The following is a 14,636-nucleotide window of genomic DNA, read 5'->3' on the forward strand; positions in this document are numbered from 1 at the left end:
TCCGTGATCCGCTCCGGATTCCTAGCGAGCTCGCCAGGCGCAGCAGGCCGTCCTCGGTAGTCGAGGCAACCGACGGTGTCGAGGGGCGGCCGGGACACGCGAAGCGGGCCGGGTGCGCCCGCAGAATCAGGAGGTGACGCCGACGACCTGTGCGAGGACGGTGCGGAACAGCTCCCGGTCCACGGTGGCGGCGTCCTCGGCGAGCCAGCCGCCGATCTCGTCCAGGAAGCCCTCCGGATTCATCGGCGCGGCGGTGTCGTCCTCCGGCTCGTCGGTGGTGATCCGGCCGAGCCTGCTGGGGTAGAGCAACAACGCGCCCCGGATCTCGACGTCGGGCAGCATCGTGCGGTAGGCGGCCACCGCCTCGGGTAACCGGATGGAGCCGCCTCGGAACGGGTGGCCGTTGCGCCACAGTTCCCCGTCCTCGTCGGCGGTGTAGTGACCGGGCAGCCACTTCTTCGACTCGATGAGCACCAGCCTGCGCCCGCAGAGCACGGCATGGTCGACGTCGGCGAACACCGATCCGGGCCAGGCCAGGCCGTGGAAGATCCGCACCCCGGGCAGCCGGGTCAGGTAACGGTCGAGGAGTTCGGCGGTGAGCTGGCCCCCGATGTCCTCCTGTTCCTTGCCGGGGCTGCCGAATACCCGATCGACGCCGTACTCCGCGACGAACTCCTCGTCGACCTGGTTGGCGGTGACCTGTCGGCGGACGGCCCGAATCGTCATGGTCACCGCGCCGGATACCAGCAGCAGCCAGACCAGCAGGGTGATCGGCGCGGCGAACAACACCGGGGCCAACGCCATCAGGACCAGCAGGCAGGACAGCGGCACCAACAGTGGCGCGTGCCCGAGGCCGGTGGAGGGCAGGTAGCGCACCGCACGGCGGACGTCGAGGGTGTCCCACCAGGGAATGCCACGCGGGTCGATCCTCGGCGTGGACGGGACGTAGTCCGGATCGTCGCCGAGGTGTTCGCGCCGCCGGGTCCGGTTGTTGCGGCCCACCCAGGCGGGTCGGCGCAGCGGGCTGGACGCCTCGGTACTGCTGTGCACCTTCGGCGGGGTGGTGCGGCGGAACGAGGTCCTGTCGTACTCGGCCCGCAGCGCCGGGTCGTAGAGGGTCTCGTAGGCCTCGGTGAGCAATCGGAAGGCGCCTGCGGACCCGCCCGCATCGGGATGCATCGTCTTGGCGAGCTGACGGTAGGCAGTCTTGATGTCCGAGGCGGAGGCACCTCTGCGTACTCCGAGCAGTTCGTAGTGGTCGACCATCTACCCGACTCCGATCCCCTCGCCTGAAGCGCATCGACCCATCCGCGGACCGTCATCGAGTCGACACCCGGGCTCGCCCGAGAACGATGACGTGACGAACGCCGGACAAGCCGTCCGTCGCAACGATGATCACATCATTGTCGTCGGCGTTAGGAGATGGTCGCCCGGGCATCGGCGGCGGTGGTGTGGTGGTGTGCGACGAGCGGTCGTTCGGCCGCATGTTCGGCCATAGAACGCCGATCCAGGTCACTTATCTCGCGGGCACGACTACGGTAGGCACATGAGCCAGCGGATCGGGGCGGCCGAGCTCCGCCGAGATGAGGCCGCGATCATCCGCCGGGTCGAGGCGGGCGAGAGCTTCACCGTCACCAGGGACGGCAGGCCGGTCGCCGACCTGGTCCCCTATCGCCGCACCGAGGCGGCGCGGACGCTGGGGGCGCTGCAACGCGAGTTCCATGCCCTGCCACCGGTCGACGCCGCTGGTTGGGAACGGGATCGGCGGCGCAGCGACGTCGGATTCGGTCCCGATGATCCGACGGAGAATCCGTGGGATGCCAGACGGACCACCCCGTATCCGAGTTGGTCGGGGGTTCTCGACCTGCCCGAGCTTCCCGGGTTCTCGGGCCGATGACCACGCCTGCACGGGTGTTGATCGACACCTCGGTGATCATCGAGCTGGATCGGATCGATCTCGGCGAGTGGGTATCGGCTCGGCCCTCGGTGAGCGCGGTGAGCGTCGCCGAGTTGGCCTACGCCTTGGGCACCACCGATCCGGTGGAACGCAATGCGCGGGTGGAGCGGTATCACACGGCGCTGCGCCGGATCGACGTCCTTCCGTTCGACACCGCCGCCGCGAAGCTCTACGGAGTGCTCGCCGCGCTGATCCGGGAGACGGATCGGCGCGCGATTCCCCGGCGGGTGAATCTGCAGATCGCCGCCACCGCCGCCTCGCGCTCACTGCCGCTGCTCACTCGTAATCCGAAGGATTTCGTGGGGCTGCACCGGGTCATCCGCGTCGTCACGATCTGAGCCGGCGCTGACTCGTCGACCCGCGCGGTGCCGTGTCGCGCGCCGGTTATGATCTTCCTCGCGGTTGCCGTCCGGCCGTTCGATCCCGTCGCGCCGCCACCTGCGCCGCTCGGCGAGATCCGGCCACCTCCGCCGCCCCGCTTCGACGAATCCGTCGCGCGCACCGGGGATTCATTCGGTGTTCATCTGATCACACCCGCATCGCGAGTCGATCGAGTCCAACGAGCCCGATCATCAGCGGCAGGGGGATCAACGGACGTCGGAGGCAACTCACGTGAAGCGGGGGCTGTCCATCGCGTTGGCAGCGGTGCTGTTGATCGCGGTGGGCGTGGCGATCATTCTGGGCCGCGACGAGGACGACACGGAGCTGACCTCGGTGCGCGGGGTCATCGGATCGGAGAAGCTCGCCTTCTTCCAGGACGAACGAGTGCGGGAGGCGTTCGCCGAACACGGACTCGAAGTCGAGGTCGATTCGGCCGGTTCACGGCAGATCGCGACCTCGGTCGCGCTGGGCGAGTACGCCTTCGCCTTTCCCGCCAGCAGCCCGGCGGCCGAGCGGATCCAACGGGATCGCGATGTCTCCACGGTCTACGAGCCCTTCGAGTCGCCGATGGCCGTGGCCAGTTTCGCCCCGATCGTCGAGCTGCTCACCGAACAGGGCGTGGTGCGCTCGGCCGGTGCGGGACACCAGGTGCTCGACATCGCCGCCTATCTCGAATTGACCAGGGCCGACACCCGGTGGGACGAGTTACCCGACAACACGGAGTTCCCCGCCAGGAAGAACGTGCTGATCACCACGACGGACCCGCGCGAATCGAACTCGGCGGCGATGTATCTGTCGATCGTGTCCTATGTGGCCAACGACGAGGCCGTGGTGGCCTCCACGGAGGACGAGGCCGAGGTCGTGGCGGAGGTCGGCGAGCTGTTCCTGGACCAGGGTTACACCCAGAACACCACCGAGGGCCCCTTCGAGGACTATCTCGGCTCCGGCGGCATGGGACGCACCCCGCTGGCCTTGATCTACGAGTCGCAGTTCCTCGATCGGCAGATCCGGGGCGACGGCTCGATCAACGACGACATGCGACTGCTGTACACCTCGCCGACCGTGTTCTCCACCCACACGCTGGTCCCGTTGACCGACGACGGCGATCAGGTCGGCAGGCTGCTCACCGAGGACCCCGAGCTGAGCAGGCTGGCCGCCGTCTACGGCTTCCGGACCTCGGATCCGGGACAACTCGGCGAGATCGCCGCCGAGCACGACGTCCCGGTGCCACCCGAGCTGGTGGACGTGGTGGAACCGCCGTCGTTCGAGACCCTCGAACGGCTGTTGGACGACATCGCCGAGCAGTACTGATGGCGGCCGACGACGATCTGGTGCTCGCCCCGCCGGAGCCGGTCGGGCCGATTCCTCCGGAGCGGGTCGCGGGCCTGATCCCGGTCTCCGAGGAAGACCGGCAGGCCGCCACCGCGCGCGCAGGCGAACTCGCCGACCGCCTCGCCGCACTGGATGTGCGCTCCCCCGGCTTCGGCGATGAACTGGAGCGGCTGCTGACGGTCGGCGAAGCGGACATGCGGATCGCCGCCAGTACGGCGGGCAGGCTCATCGACCGGTCGATGCAGGGGCTGTCCGATACCCGACTGGGCTCGGACACCAGTCAGGCCAAGCTCACCGACAGCCTGGCGGTGCTGCGCCGGAAGGTCGTCGAACTCGCTCCCGCCGACCCGGGACAGCCGAGACGACGGTTGTTCGGGCTGTTCACCACGAGCCGAGATCACAACGCCCTGATCGCCCGCTACCGGGCGGCAGGCGAACCGATCAACGCCCTGATAATGGAGCTGCGGGGCCGACAGGACATGTTGCGCCGCGACAATGCATCGCTCAAGGGCGAACGGCAGCGGTTGTGGGCGGCGATGGGCAGGCTGTCGGACGCGGCCCTGTTCACCGAGGCGGTGGACGAGGCGGTGGAACGGCAGGCGGGTCTGCTGGAGCTGGTCGACCCGGAGCGGGTCACCGCGCTGCGCTCCGACGTGCTGTTCCCGCTTCGGCGACGGCGTCAGGACATCCTCACCCAGCTCGCGGTGTTCGCGCAGGGCTACCTGGCGCTGGATCTGTTGCGGCGCACCAACGACGAGCTGATCCGGGGCGTCGATCGGGCGGTCACCACCACCGTCGCGGCGCTGCGGATCGCGCTGGTGATCAGTGCCGCGCTGGCCAACCAACGCGACGTGCTCGACGAGGTCGACGCGCTGTCCTCGGTCACCGACGGCCTGTTGCGCTCCAACAGCGAGCTACTGGCCACCCAGGCCGAACAGGTTCGCCAGGCGGGCACCGATCCGACGATCGCCGTGTCGACGATCCGCGAGTCCTTCGATCGGATTCATCGGGCCATCGACGCCGTGGACGGCTTCCGGGCCTCGGCGGTGGACTCGATGGCCACCACCGTCCAGGCGTTGTCCGAGGAGATCCGCCATTCCGAGGCATACCTGCGCCGCTCGCACGAGGCGGGTCTCGCCGAGGACACCCCTGAGGAGAGCCGATGAGGACGCCCACCATCGCCGTCGCCGCGCTGCTGTGCGTGGCGACGCTGGCCTCCTGTACCGGAGCGGATCCCGACACTCCGGAGACCACGACGTTGCGCGTGTTGGCGGGCAGCGAGTTGGCCGATATGGAGTCGATCCTGCGACAGGCCGCAGCCGAGACGGGGGTGACGGTGGAGTTCGAGTTCACCGGCACCCTGGAGGGCGCGGAGATCCTGGCCTCGGATTCGGTGCTGAATCACGCCTACGACGCGATCTGGTTCTCCTCCAACCGCTATCTGGAGGCGATCCCCGACACGGCGGGTCTGTTGGGCGAACAGGTTCAGATCATGAGTTCCCCGGTGCTGCTGGCGCTGTCCACCCCGGTGGTCGAACGGCTGGGCTGGGTGGGCGAACCGGTGGACTGGCGGCGGATCGGCGAGGCCGCAGGCGCGGGCGATTTCACCTACGGGATGACCGATCCATCGGCGTCGAACTCCGGGTTCTCGGCGCTGGTCGCGGTGTCCTCCGCACTGGCCGACACCGGTAGTGCGGTGGATGCCGAGCAGGTTCGCCGGATCACCCCGGAGCTGACGGAGTTCTTCCGGGGTCAGACGGTGTCCGCTGGCTCGTCCCGCTGGTTGACCGGGGCGTTCACCTCGCGTGCCAGTGGCGAGGAACCGGGCGACGTGGTGGACGGACTGATCAACTACGAGTCCGAGCTGCTGGCGTTGGCGGACGACCCGGCGCTGCCCGACCCGCTGACCCTGCTCTATCCCACCGACGGCGTCGTCACCGCCGACTATCCACTCACCCTGTTGGCGGACTCGGACGACGAGGCCCGCGCCGCGCACGGCAGGCTGAGCGAGTACCTCCGGCAACCGGAGGTCCAGCGGTCGATCATGGAGACCACTCGCCGCCGCCCGGTGGTGCCGGGCGTGGAGTTGTCCGAGGAGTTCGGCGACACCGAGTTGCTGGAACTCCCGTTCCCGGCCACCGACGACTCGGTGGACGCGCTGTTGTCGGCCTACTTCAACGAGATCCGACGCCCTTCGCGAACCGTGTACGTCCTGGACACCTCCGGCTCGATGGCGGGCGAGCGCATCGAGGCGCTGCGCACGGCGCTGACCGACCTCACCGGCGGGGACCGGTCGACGCTCGGGCGATATCGGGGCGTTCGGGGCCGGGAGGAGGTCACCCTGCTGCCGTTCACGGCGAGACCTGCGCCGCCGCAGACGTTCACGGTGCCCGAGTCCGAGCCTGCGGCGGAGTTGGCCAGGATCGCCGAGGCCGCCGATGGGTTGACGGCGACGGGCAGCACGGCGATCTACGACAGTCTGCTGGCGGCCTACCGCCTCGCGGGCGAAGCCGACGAGGCCGACCCGGACCGGTTCACCTCCATCGTGCTGATGACCGACGGGGACAACGCCGAGGGCGCGGATCTCGCCGCCTTCCAAGCCGAGCACGCGGACTTCCCTGCGGCGTGGCGCGACATTCCGGTGTTCACCGTTCCGCTGGGCGAGGGCGACCGCGAGGAGATGGCCGAGGTGGCGGACTCGACCGGCGGCGCGATGTTCGATCCGGGCGACGGCGTCGACCTGGCCAGCGTCTTCGACGAGATTCGCGGGTATCAATGATCAAGCGGCTGTGGCGGTATCTGGGCTCGACGAAGAACCTGGTCGGGTCGGCGGCGGGCCTGGTGGGCATGCTGCTGTACCTGACGGATCTGGCCGGGGTGTACTGGCTGCCGGTGACCGCGGGTCTCTACGCGGTGGGTGCGTTGGCCGCGCCGCCCGAGCGGGTCACGCTGATCCCGGCCGATCCGGAGGCCGAGGTGGGCGGATTGCGGTCCGATCTGGACAGTCTGCTGGCCCAGGTGGACGCGCAACACGATCGGATGCCGGGTGACACGGTGGCCAGGGTGCACGAGATCGCGGAGATCCTCGCCGGCGTGATGGAGCGGCCGACGCAGCTTGCCGCCGATCCGGAGATCCGGCACGAGATCACCAGGATCGCGCGACTGGATCTACCACAGTCGGTGCAGATCTATCTGAACCTGCCGAGGTGGTTCGCCGTCACCGCTCACCCCGGAGGCGAGCGCTCGGCGACCGACGAACTCCTGACCCAGCTGGATCTGTTGTCGAGCTCGGCGCGCCAGGCCGCCGAGAGGTTCTACGCGAACGACGTGCGTGAGCAGCAGGACCTCTCGCGCTATCTGGATGAGCGCGACCGGGAGCGTTGAGGCGTCCGGTTCGCCGTCGGGCCTGCTTCGGCTGGCACCGAGGATCGGTGGATCACCCACGGTGTTCCGCTAATTACGGTGCGGGGTGCCACCACGGGCGAATACGCTGGTGGCATGGCGATGTCCCGCCCCGGCGAACCGACGGCGCTCTCGTCGTCGACCGATCCGGATGTCGCCGACGTGGACGCCGGCCGCACCTCGGCCGCCTGGGAACGACACGTCGCGACGCTGCCGCTGCGCCGGTCCGATTACGAGGCGATGCGGGCCCGCCGTCGGCGCCGCTACGAACGCATCGCGCGCGGCTGGGCGGCAGGCGAGATTCCCAGGCAGTGGTCGGGTCCGGTGCCGTTCGAGGCCGAGGCCACCCGGGTCGTCGATGTCGCGCTGGTCTTGTTCCCCGCGCTGCTGCAGTCCCCCGGTTACGCGCGCGAGCTGTTCACCGTCGATGGCCGGGGCTCCGGCGAGTTGGCCGCCGATCTCGATACCCGGCTCGCCAGACAGGCGATCCTGACCCGCGAGCGCGGCCCCGTGGAGTTCGAGGCGTTCATCGACGAGCCGGTGTTGCTCCGGCCGATCGGCGGACCGGTCGTGATGGTCGAGCAGTTGCGCCATGTGTTGACGATGTCCCGGCTGCCGAATGTGTGCGTGCGGATAATTCCGACCAGCGCGGGTGGTCGGGTTCGCCTCGAAGGCGGGTTCCAGGCCTTGGAGTTCCCGCTGCGGTCGACGGTCGTGCATCTGGAGCACGGCAGGCTGCGTGGCTCCTTCGATCGGGACGAGGACACCGCTGTCTTCACCGAGATGATCCGGACGCTCGCTGGGAGCGCGTTGTCGCCCGCAGATTCGGCCACGCTGCTCGCCCGGCTGATCTCCGAGTTGGAGGCACGGTTCTGATCCGCCTCGGTTGTTGACCGGGTTTCGCGTTTCGAATCGGCGCCTCCGGCCTGGGCGGCAATGCGCGTTGCATGGTCGCCGAATGACGTTCCGGGACACAGTGGACTGTTTCTTTCGGCGCGTTACCCGACTGGCGAATGCCCTTCTGGGGCAACCATTCCCGTCCTGCGTTCACTCAATGCGGTCAGAATCGGTCCAGACCCTGTCACCTGCTCCGTCTTGGCCTTAACTTCGAAAAGGAAGATCACCGCGCGTCTGCATCCCGATGGATCTCCAGCCAGGGAAGGGAACGACACCGTGAGCTCCAGCATTCTCGAGATCGTGGCACCGCATTCACTGGGGGCGGCCGCAGTCGTCCGGTCGGATGGCGACCTTGCGCTTCATGGAATCCTCTTGGAGTGGACGGTGGGCGCCAATAGCGGGGGCGAATGGCCGCCGCCTGCGGACTGGAACGACGGCGATGCCGCCTATCCCCACTTCTACGAGGTGTGGCTCAACGGCGGGCGGATCAAGCAGACCGTCGGGCTGTTCTGGCCCGCCGAGGCGCCGGGCTGGATCCTGGCCCGTTCGCACTGGGTGTGTCTGGGCACCGAACCCGATCTGGAGTACCGGGTGAAGATCCGGGCCAAGCTGGACAACGGTTCCTGGAGTGAGTTCAGCAACGAGATCGTCGTCGACACGGGTTCTCCCCGCCCCTACACCTCGGTGGGCCCCGCCACGGGACCGTCGCGGGATCCGGCGGCGGGTCTGCGGCACGGCAGCCTCAGCCACCCCGCGAGCCGGGCGGTGTTGGCGATCCGCGACGACGATCCCGCCGATATCTGCATCCAGGCCAGGAAACTCAACACCAGCGCCACCTGGCAGGAGGTCGCGCCGCCCGCAGCCGCGATGCTGGCCGATCCACCGTGGAACGGCTCCTACCTGGAGTACCGCAAGTTCTTCCGAGGCCAGGATGTGGCCTCGGCGGGCAATCCGGCCTTCTCCGGTCTCGATCTGGTCGGCGAGTGGCCGACGACCATCCTGTCCGCCGCCGACACCGAGCATGCCTTCTCCTACACCTACAACGCCCACCACGTCGACCCGACCTGGACCCACCAGTGGTTCATCACCAAGGACGACTGGGATCCGGATGGCGTGTTGTCCTGGGACGATCTGGAGCCGGTGCCGTTCATGACCGAGATCCACGGCGATCCCGGGATCACCAATTACTGCACCGAGGCGATCCCGAGGACCAAACACGGCAGGCACATGGTCGTCAACGTCTGGGGCGGCCATGGCGGCCCTCGACTGCCGGATGGCACCTTGGCGGGTGAGTTCTTCGTGTCCTGTTCGGACGTGGAGTTCGTCTGAGCCCGCTCGTCCTGCCCGGTCAGGCCGCCAGGAGTGCGCCGAGGTCGACGCCGAGTTCCGGGGCACAGTGCGCGAGGAAGGCCAGCCACAGACAACCGGTTCTGGCCCGGACCCATCCCAGGAACAGCCCGGCGATTCCGGTTGCGACGATGGCGCCGAGGTTGACCGCCACGCCATTCACGGGGTCGAAGAGGACCCCGTGGCCGAGCCCGAAACCGATGCTCGTCAGTACCAGCCCCATTCCGGCCGGGGCCCCGAAGAAGCGCCACGGGGTGCCGAAAGCGCGATCGAGTACGGCGAGCATCGCGCCGCGCCAGATCAGTTCCTCGGTCAGGTTCGGCACCGTCGCGTCGAAGAGCAGGCGTTCGGCGTTGGGCACCGCCACGGAGCCGGGCGCGAGGATGGCGCTGAGAATCGTCATACCGGCCACCACCACGAAGATCCCGATGATGGGCGGGAGCGCCGAGCGCAGCGAGCCGGGTTCTGGTCGCCACCGGAGTCCCGCCTCGGTGCTCGCCCAGCGTCGCAGCATGATGAACAGCACGCCGACCCAGACGAGGTCTAGGAGTTTGCCCTGCCAGTTCCATTCCAGGTCGGCGAACACCCCCATCCTGGGCATCGAGACCGACAGCGCGGTCAGCACCAGGAACACCCCGGCGACGGAGGAGGCGCGCAGAGCTCCGGGCGTGCGAAGCCCCGCTACCAGCACGATCGGCGCCAGTAGGGCGAGCATCAACAGCGCCCACACCGAGGCGGCCGATAGTTCACGCCAGGCTGTCTCGGGGCCGACGACCGCGACGGCGAGGCCGCCAACGGCAAGGATCGGGGCCAACGTGGGCAGGACCCAACGGGCGGTATCGACCGGTCCGATCGCAGGTTCGCCGTAGGGAGACGGTGTGGTCATATCGGAAATCAGATCAGGAACGCCTCCGATGTCCGGTATGCCGGTTGTTCGACCCTCTTCGCTCGGCGGGTCGTCGGGGTCACGCCATCGGTGCAGCTTGACCCGAACTCCGGTTGAGGTTGCAGGATCGATGGCGACCGACACACCGACTTCCCGCGATCGATCGAGGAACGTCCATGTATGCGATACGACTGCTCGAGTTCGGCCCCGCCGAGAATCTGCGTTATCTCCAGGTGCCGGACCCGATTCCGGCCCGGGGACAGGTACGCATCGCCGTCGCCGCCGCCGGAGTGCACCTGATCCATACCCGGCTGCGCACCGGCAGCACGGTGGGTCCGAACACGTGGACGACTCCGACGACGCCGGGCAGCCAGGTGGCCGGGGTGGTCGACCAGGTCGGCCCCGGGGTGGCGGAGTCCTGGCTCGGCCAGCGTGTCGCGGCGAATGCAACGGGCCGCGAGGGCGGCTATGCCGAGTTGGCCATCGCCGAGGCCGATTCGCTGCATTCGCTGCCCGCGCAACTCTCCGCAGAGGCGGCGGTGGCGATGCTCGGCAGCGGTGGGACCGCGCGCGGGATCATCGACTTCGCCGAGTTCACCGACGAGGATGTCGTACTGATCACCTCGGCGGCGGGCGGGATGGGCAGTCTGTTCGTCCAAGCCGCGGTCGCGGCGGGGGCCACTGCGGTCGGGATCGCGGGCGGAGCGGCGAAGGTGCAGCGGGTGCGCACGCTCGGGGCCGAGGTGGCCGTGGACTACCTGCTCGACGACTGGCCACAGCGCGTTCGGGCGGAGCTCGCGGGCCGGGAGGTCACGGTGGTCCTCGATGGGACCGGCGGCGACATCGGTCGGGCCGCACTGGAACTGCTCGGTGTCGGCGGCAGGATGCTGCTGCACGGGATGGCCTCGGGCGCCCCCACCGAGCTCAGCACGGCCGACCTGGCGAACCGAAGCCTCACCGCCAGTTGGGTGCTCGGACCCCAGCTGACCAGGAAGGCGGGCAGCTGGGAGCGGTTGTCCGCGTTGGCGCTGGCCGACGCCGCCGAGGGCCGACTCACCCCGACGATCAGTGGTTTCCCGTTGTCCCAGGCGGCGGAGGCCCATCGCGCCCTGGAGAACCGGGAGACCGTCGGAGCGGTCGTGCTGACCGTCTGATTCCCCTTCGCCGTGACGGCGGGCAACTGCGGAGTGTCGAGCAGGCATTGCATTCGGCCACAACTGACATGATCATGGAAATCGGCGGGATTCCGGCCCCTCGGCGGGAATGGCCGCCCGTCGATTCTCCGGTTCGGGGTGGATTCCCTGACGCTATCGTCGGTACCGGAGCCTCGGTGATCTTGCAGGGGCCGAGTTTCCCGATCCCGAGCGCATCGAAAGTAGGCCGCGCGATGTCCGAATCACCGTTGCACCGGCCGACACCCACCCGGATCGTCGAGCTGCCGACGGCCGAGGCGGTCCGCCTGCGGTGTGTTCGGCTGCTGGGTCCGTGCGAGATCCTCGGGGATCGGTCCATGCCGCACGGCGAGGCTCTGGTGCTGGAGCTCGCCGCCCGCGATGGTGCGCTCTGGATCGCCAAGACCTCGCGCCAAGCCGTTCACTATGAGCGGGAGAAGGCCGCGTTGCGGGATTGGGCACCGACGCTCGGCGATCGGGCTCCCCAGCTCGTGCATGTCGACGACGAGGCCCAGCTGTTGGTGATGACCAGGGTTCCCGGTGCCTCGGCGCCGACCGAGGCGGGCGAACAGGACCCCGCGATCCACCGCCAGGCAGGCGAGTTGGCCCGCGGACTGCATGATTGCGTGCCGCCGTACACCGACCCGGCACCGTCCGCGCGGCTGGTGGCCAAGTTGGATCGCTGGATCGCCATCGGTGTCCGGGCCGGTCTGCTGAGCAGCGCCGAGATCGACTTCGCGGTGCGCCGGGTCGGCGAGCTGGTCGCCCTCGGGCCTGCGGTGACGGTGGCCTCGCACCTCGATTTCCAGCCGAGGAATTGGCTGGTGGACGCGAGCGGAACGCTGCGGCTGATCGATTTCGGCCGGGCCGGGCGAGATCGTTGGCTGGCGGACACGGAGCGGATGCTGCCTCGATACTGGCGGGATCGGCCCGAGCTGGCCGCAGCCTTCTTCACGGGTTACGGGCGGACGCCGACCGATGCCGAGCTGCACGCGCAACGCTGCCAGCACGCCTATGGCGCGTTGTCGACCATCGTGTGGGCGCACCAGCATGACGACCCGGGTTTCCTCGCGGAGGGCAGGGCGCAACTGGCCGAGCAGATGGCGGCCGCCGACTGACGCGGGCCGACGCAAACAGGCGATCCGGCGAGCGCGGTCGGGCTCAGCCGCGATCCCATACCGCCTCGAACTCGCACTGGTCGATCTCCATGGCCGCGTACTGCGGGTCGTAGAGGTCGTGCGGCGAGTTGATCGGCCAGTCCGCCGCCACCGAGCGCTTCGAGGTTCCGTCGGGCCATTGTTCGATCTGCCGGACCCGCCGACCAGCCGCGTCCAGTTCCAGCAGGTCGACCACGCCGTCGATCTCCTCGTCCGGCGGGAAACGCAGGAAGACCCGTGTTCTGCCCACCAGCGCCGCGAAGCCGGGCCGGTCTCGCTGTTCGGCTCGTTGCGCACGCAGTTCGGTGAGCGCGACATCGTGGTCTACGTCGGCAAGCTCGTACTCATCGAGTTCCCAGCCCTCGGCGGCGCTCACGGAATCCGGGTCCTCGACGACCTGCACTTCGGCGAGGTTCTCGACGATCTCCCGAGCGGTTTCGCCTCGAATCCACCACCACAGCCCGCCCATCCCGTAGTCATGCAGCACCAGGAACCGTCGTGGTCCGGGGAGATCGGCTTCACTCATCTGCCCATGGTGAACCGGTGCACTTCGGCCACGACTCAGCCGGTACCTCGGACGGCCCGCACGGCCTCGTCGTAGAGGTCCTCGACCGTCTCGGCGCCTTCGCTTGCGATCCAGGCCTCGACGGCGACGTCCACACAGCTCAGTGCGCTGGCGACGATCGCCTTGGCCTGCACGTCCAGGTCTCCCTCGGCTCCGCAGGCCCGCAGCCGACGGGCGATATCCGGGACCAGCAGTTCCATCCACCGCAGTTGTTTCTCGAGTTTGCGGGCCCGTAGCGAGGGCACCTCGTGCAACATCCTGGAGATCTCCAGGGAGACCTGAAGCGTGTAGTACGGGTCGGCGAGCATCGTCTCGAAGGCGCTTCGCAGCGCGGGCCAGGGCGTTTCGTCGGCGGGCCGGGCCGCCAGGGCCGTCTGGACCTTCAATCCGGTCTCGTTGAGGCTGCCCAACACCATGTCCTCTTTCGAGGCGAAGTACCGGAAGCAGGAGCGGCGGGAGATCCCGACCTCGGCGGCGATCTGGTCGATCGTGGTGTTGTCGAAGCCCTGTTCGATGAACAGGCGCATCGCCGAGGCGGCTATCTCGGCCTGCACGGCGCGTCGGGTGCGCTCCCGCAATCCCGGGTTCTCGACATCTGCACCGGTCATGGGCGGAGGTTACGCCCCCGGCCGCACTCCGTACCAACGTGACACCCCGTACCATCGTGGCACCAAGTGCCACACTCGACGTATGGTGCAGCAGAGTCAGTCGTTCTTCTCCCGGGAGCAGTCATGACAGCAGTCGATTACCGCAACCAGACCACCCTGATCACCGGCGCGAGCTCCGGAATCGGCGTCGAGTTCGCCAGGCAGCTCGCAGGCCGGGGCTCGAACGTGGTCCTGGTGGCCCGCAGGAAGGACCGCCTGGAGGCATTGGCCACCGAGCTCACGTCGGCCCACGACATCCGGGCCACCGTGCTGCCACTGGATCTGAGCAAACCGGCGGCCGGGCGACAGCTGGCGGAACAGGTCGACCAGCTCGATTTAGACATCACGAGCCTGATCGGCAATGCGGGCTTCGCTACCTCCGGCCCGTTCCACACCGAGGACCCGGCTCGGATCGGCGAGCAGATCAACGTCAACATCGCCAACCTGGTCGACATCAATCTGGCCTTCATCGGGCGGCTGCGCGCCGCCCGGCGCGGGGTGCTGGTCAACGTCGCCAGCGTCGCGGGCTACCAACCGATCCCGTATATGGCGGTCTATGCGGCGACCAAGGCCTTCGTGTTGAGCTTCACCGAAGCACTCTGGGCGGAGTCCCGAAAGCTGGGGCCTCGGGTGCTGTGTCTCTCCCCCGGCGCCACCAGGACGGAGTTCTTCGACGTCAGCGGCACCCACGACATGGTGGCCAGTGCCCCACTCCAGACCCCGCGTGAGGTGGTCGCCAGCGGACTGCGGGCGCTGGACCGGCGCAACCCGCCGCCCAGCACGGTATCCGGCAGACGGAACCGCCTGATCACCGCAGTGGGACCCCGGTTGCTCAGCAGGCGTCGGACGCTGTCGGTCGCCGCCTCGATCGCACAGCAGCGGTAGCGGCGCGG

15 protein-coding genes are annotated in these 14,636 nt (G+C 68.5%); 11 read left to right on the top strand and 4 right to left on the bottom strand.

Translation table 11 applies throughout. The annotated features are described in order from the left end of the window. Window positions 1-126 precede the first annotated feature (126 nt). Window positions 127-1,266 carry a J domain-containing protein gene (locus tag BKA25_RS20880; protein WP_069847311.1) on the bottom strand — a complete coding sequence of 380 codons (1,140 nt, stop codon included), beginning with the start codon at window positions 1,264-1,266 and terminating at the stop codon, window positions 127-129. A 280-nt stretch (window positions 1,267-1,546) separates the two neighbouring features. Here BKA25_RS20880 and BKA25_RS20885 point away from each other — a divergent pair, with 280 nt between their 5' ends. The 8 genes from BKA25_RS20885 (at window position 1,547) to BKA25_RS20920 (ending at window position 9,298) form a co-directional block, all read left to right on the top strand. Next, a complete protein-coding gene (locus tag BKA25_RS20885; protein WP_069847309.1) occupies window positions 1,547-1,897 on the top strand; it encodes a type II toxin-antitoxin system Phd/YefM family antitoxin in 351 nt (116 codons plus the stop codon). Then, window positions 1,894-2,295, top strand: a complete 402-nt coding sequence (locus BKA25_RS20890) for a PIN domain-containing protein (RefSeq protein WP_069847307.1) — start codon at window positions 1,894-1,896, stop codon at window positions 2,293-2,295. Before BKA25_RS20885 ends, BKA25_RS20890 begins: the two co-directional genes overlap by 4 nt. Window positions 2,296-2,569: 274 nt before the next feature. Then, window positions 2,570-3,649: a hypothetical protein gene (locus tag BKA25_RS20895; RefSeq protein WP_069847306.1), complete on the top strand. Its 1,080-nt coding sequence runs from the start codon at window positions 2,570-2,572 to the stop codon at window positions 3,647-3,649. Further along, the gene (locus tag BKA25_RS20900; protein ID WP_069847304.1) at window positions 3,649-4,836 is read left to right on the top strand and encodes a toxic anion resistance protein; all 1,188 of its coding nucleotides are present in this window, start codon (window positions 3,649-3,651) and stop codon (window positions 4,834-4,836) included. The genes BKA25_RS20895 and BKA25_RS20900 overlap by 1 nt, the downstream gene beginning before the upstream one ends. Next, window positions 4,833-6,449: a vWA domain-containing protein gene (locus tag BKA25_RS20905; RefSeq protein ID WP_069847302.1), complete on the top strand. Its 1,617-nt coding sequence runs from the start codon at window positions 4,833-4,835 to the stop codon at window positions 6,447-6,449. The genes BKA25_RS20900 and BKA25_RS20905 overlap by 4 nt, the downstream gene beginning before the upstream one ends. Then, window positions 6,446-7,054: a hypothetical protein gene (locus tag BKA25_RS20910; protein ID WP_069847300.1), complete on the top strand. Its 609-nt coding sequence runs from the start codon at window positions 6,446-6,448 to the stop codon at window positions 7,052-7,054. Before BKA25_RS20905 ends, BKA25_RS20910 begins: the two co-directional genes overlap by 4 nt. A gap of 114 nt (window positions 7,055-7,168) precedes the next feature. Continuing rightward, entirely contained in the window at window positions 7,169-7,948 is a 780-nt protein-coding gene (locus BKA25_RS20915) for a DUF5753 domain-containing protein (RefSeq protein ID WP_157420974.1), read from the top strand. 297 nt (window positions 7,949-8,245) lie between these two features. Next, window positions 8,246-9,298 (top strand): lytic polysaccharide monooxygenase auxiliary activity family 9 protein, encoded by a 1,053-nt coding sequence (locus tag BKA25_RS20920; protein ID WP_069847297.1) that lies wholly within the window; start codon window positions 8,246-8,248, stop codon window positions 9,296-9,298. 19 nt (window positions 9,299-9,317) lie between these two features. On the opposite strand, the gene BKA25_RS20925 is transcribed toward BKA25_RS20920, so the two are convergent. Further along, window positions 9,318-10,202 (bottom strand): CPBP family intramembrane glutamic endopeptidase, encoded by an 885-nt coding sequence (locus tag BKA25_RS20925; protein WP_157420973.1) that lies wholly within the window; start codon window positions 10,200-10,202, stop codon window positions 9,318-9,320. A gap of 176 nt (window positions 10,203-10,378) precedes the next feature. On the opposite strand from BKA25_RS20925, the gene BKA25_RS20930 reads away from it, so the two are divergent. After that, window positions 10,379-11,356 carry a zinc-binding dehydrogenase gene (locus BKA25_RS20930; protein ID WP_069847293.1) on the top strand — a complete coding sequence of 326 codons (978 nt, stop codon included), beginning with the start codon at window positions 10,379-10,381 and terminating at the stop codon, window positions 11,354-11,356. Window positions 11,357-11,589: 233 nt separating this feature from the next. Further along, the gene (locus BKA25_RS20935) at window positions 11,590-12,492 is read left to right on the top strand and encodes a protein kinase family protein (protein WP_069847292.1); all 903 of its coding nucleotides are present in this window, start codon (window positions 11,590-11,592) and stop codon (window positions 12,490-12,492) included. A 43-nt stretch (window positions 12,493-12,535) separates the two neighbouring features. Here BKA25_RS20935 and BKA25_RS20940 read toward each other — a convergent pair whose 3' ends face one another. Continuing rightward, window positions 12,536-13,057 carry a hypothetical protein gene (locus BKA25_RS20940; RefSeq protein ID WP_084642629.1) on the bottom strand — a complete coding sequence of 174 codons (522 nt, stop codon included), beginning with the start codon at window positions 13,055-13,057 and terminating at the stop codon, window positions 12,536-12,538. A 35-nt stretch (window positions 13,058-13,092) separates the two neighbouring features. Then, window positions 13,093-13,704, bottom strand: coding sequence for a TetR family transcriptional regulator (locus BKA25_RS20945; RefSeq protein WP_069847290.1), 612 nt, complete (start codon window positions 13,702-13,704; stop codon window positions 13,093-13,095). A 123-nt stretch (window positions 13,705-13,827) separates the two neighbouring features. Here BKA25_RS20945 and BKA25_RS20950 point away from each other — a divergent pair, with 123 nt between their 5' ends. After that, window positions 13,828-14,628, top strand: a complete 801-nt coding sequence (locus BKA25_RS20950) for an SDR family NAD(P)-dependent oxidoreductase (protein ID WP_069847288.1) — start codon at window positions 13,828-13,830, stop codon at window positions 14,626-14,628. Window positions 14,629-14,636: the final 8 nt, after the last annotated feature.

It is taken from the genome of Actinoalloteichus hymeniacidonis, from assembly GCF_014203365.1.
Taxonomy (GTDB): Bacteria; Actinomycetota; Actinomycetes; order Mycobacteriales; family Pseudonocardiaceae; genus Actinoalloteichus_A; species Actinoalloteichus_A hymeniacidonis.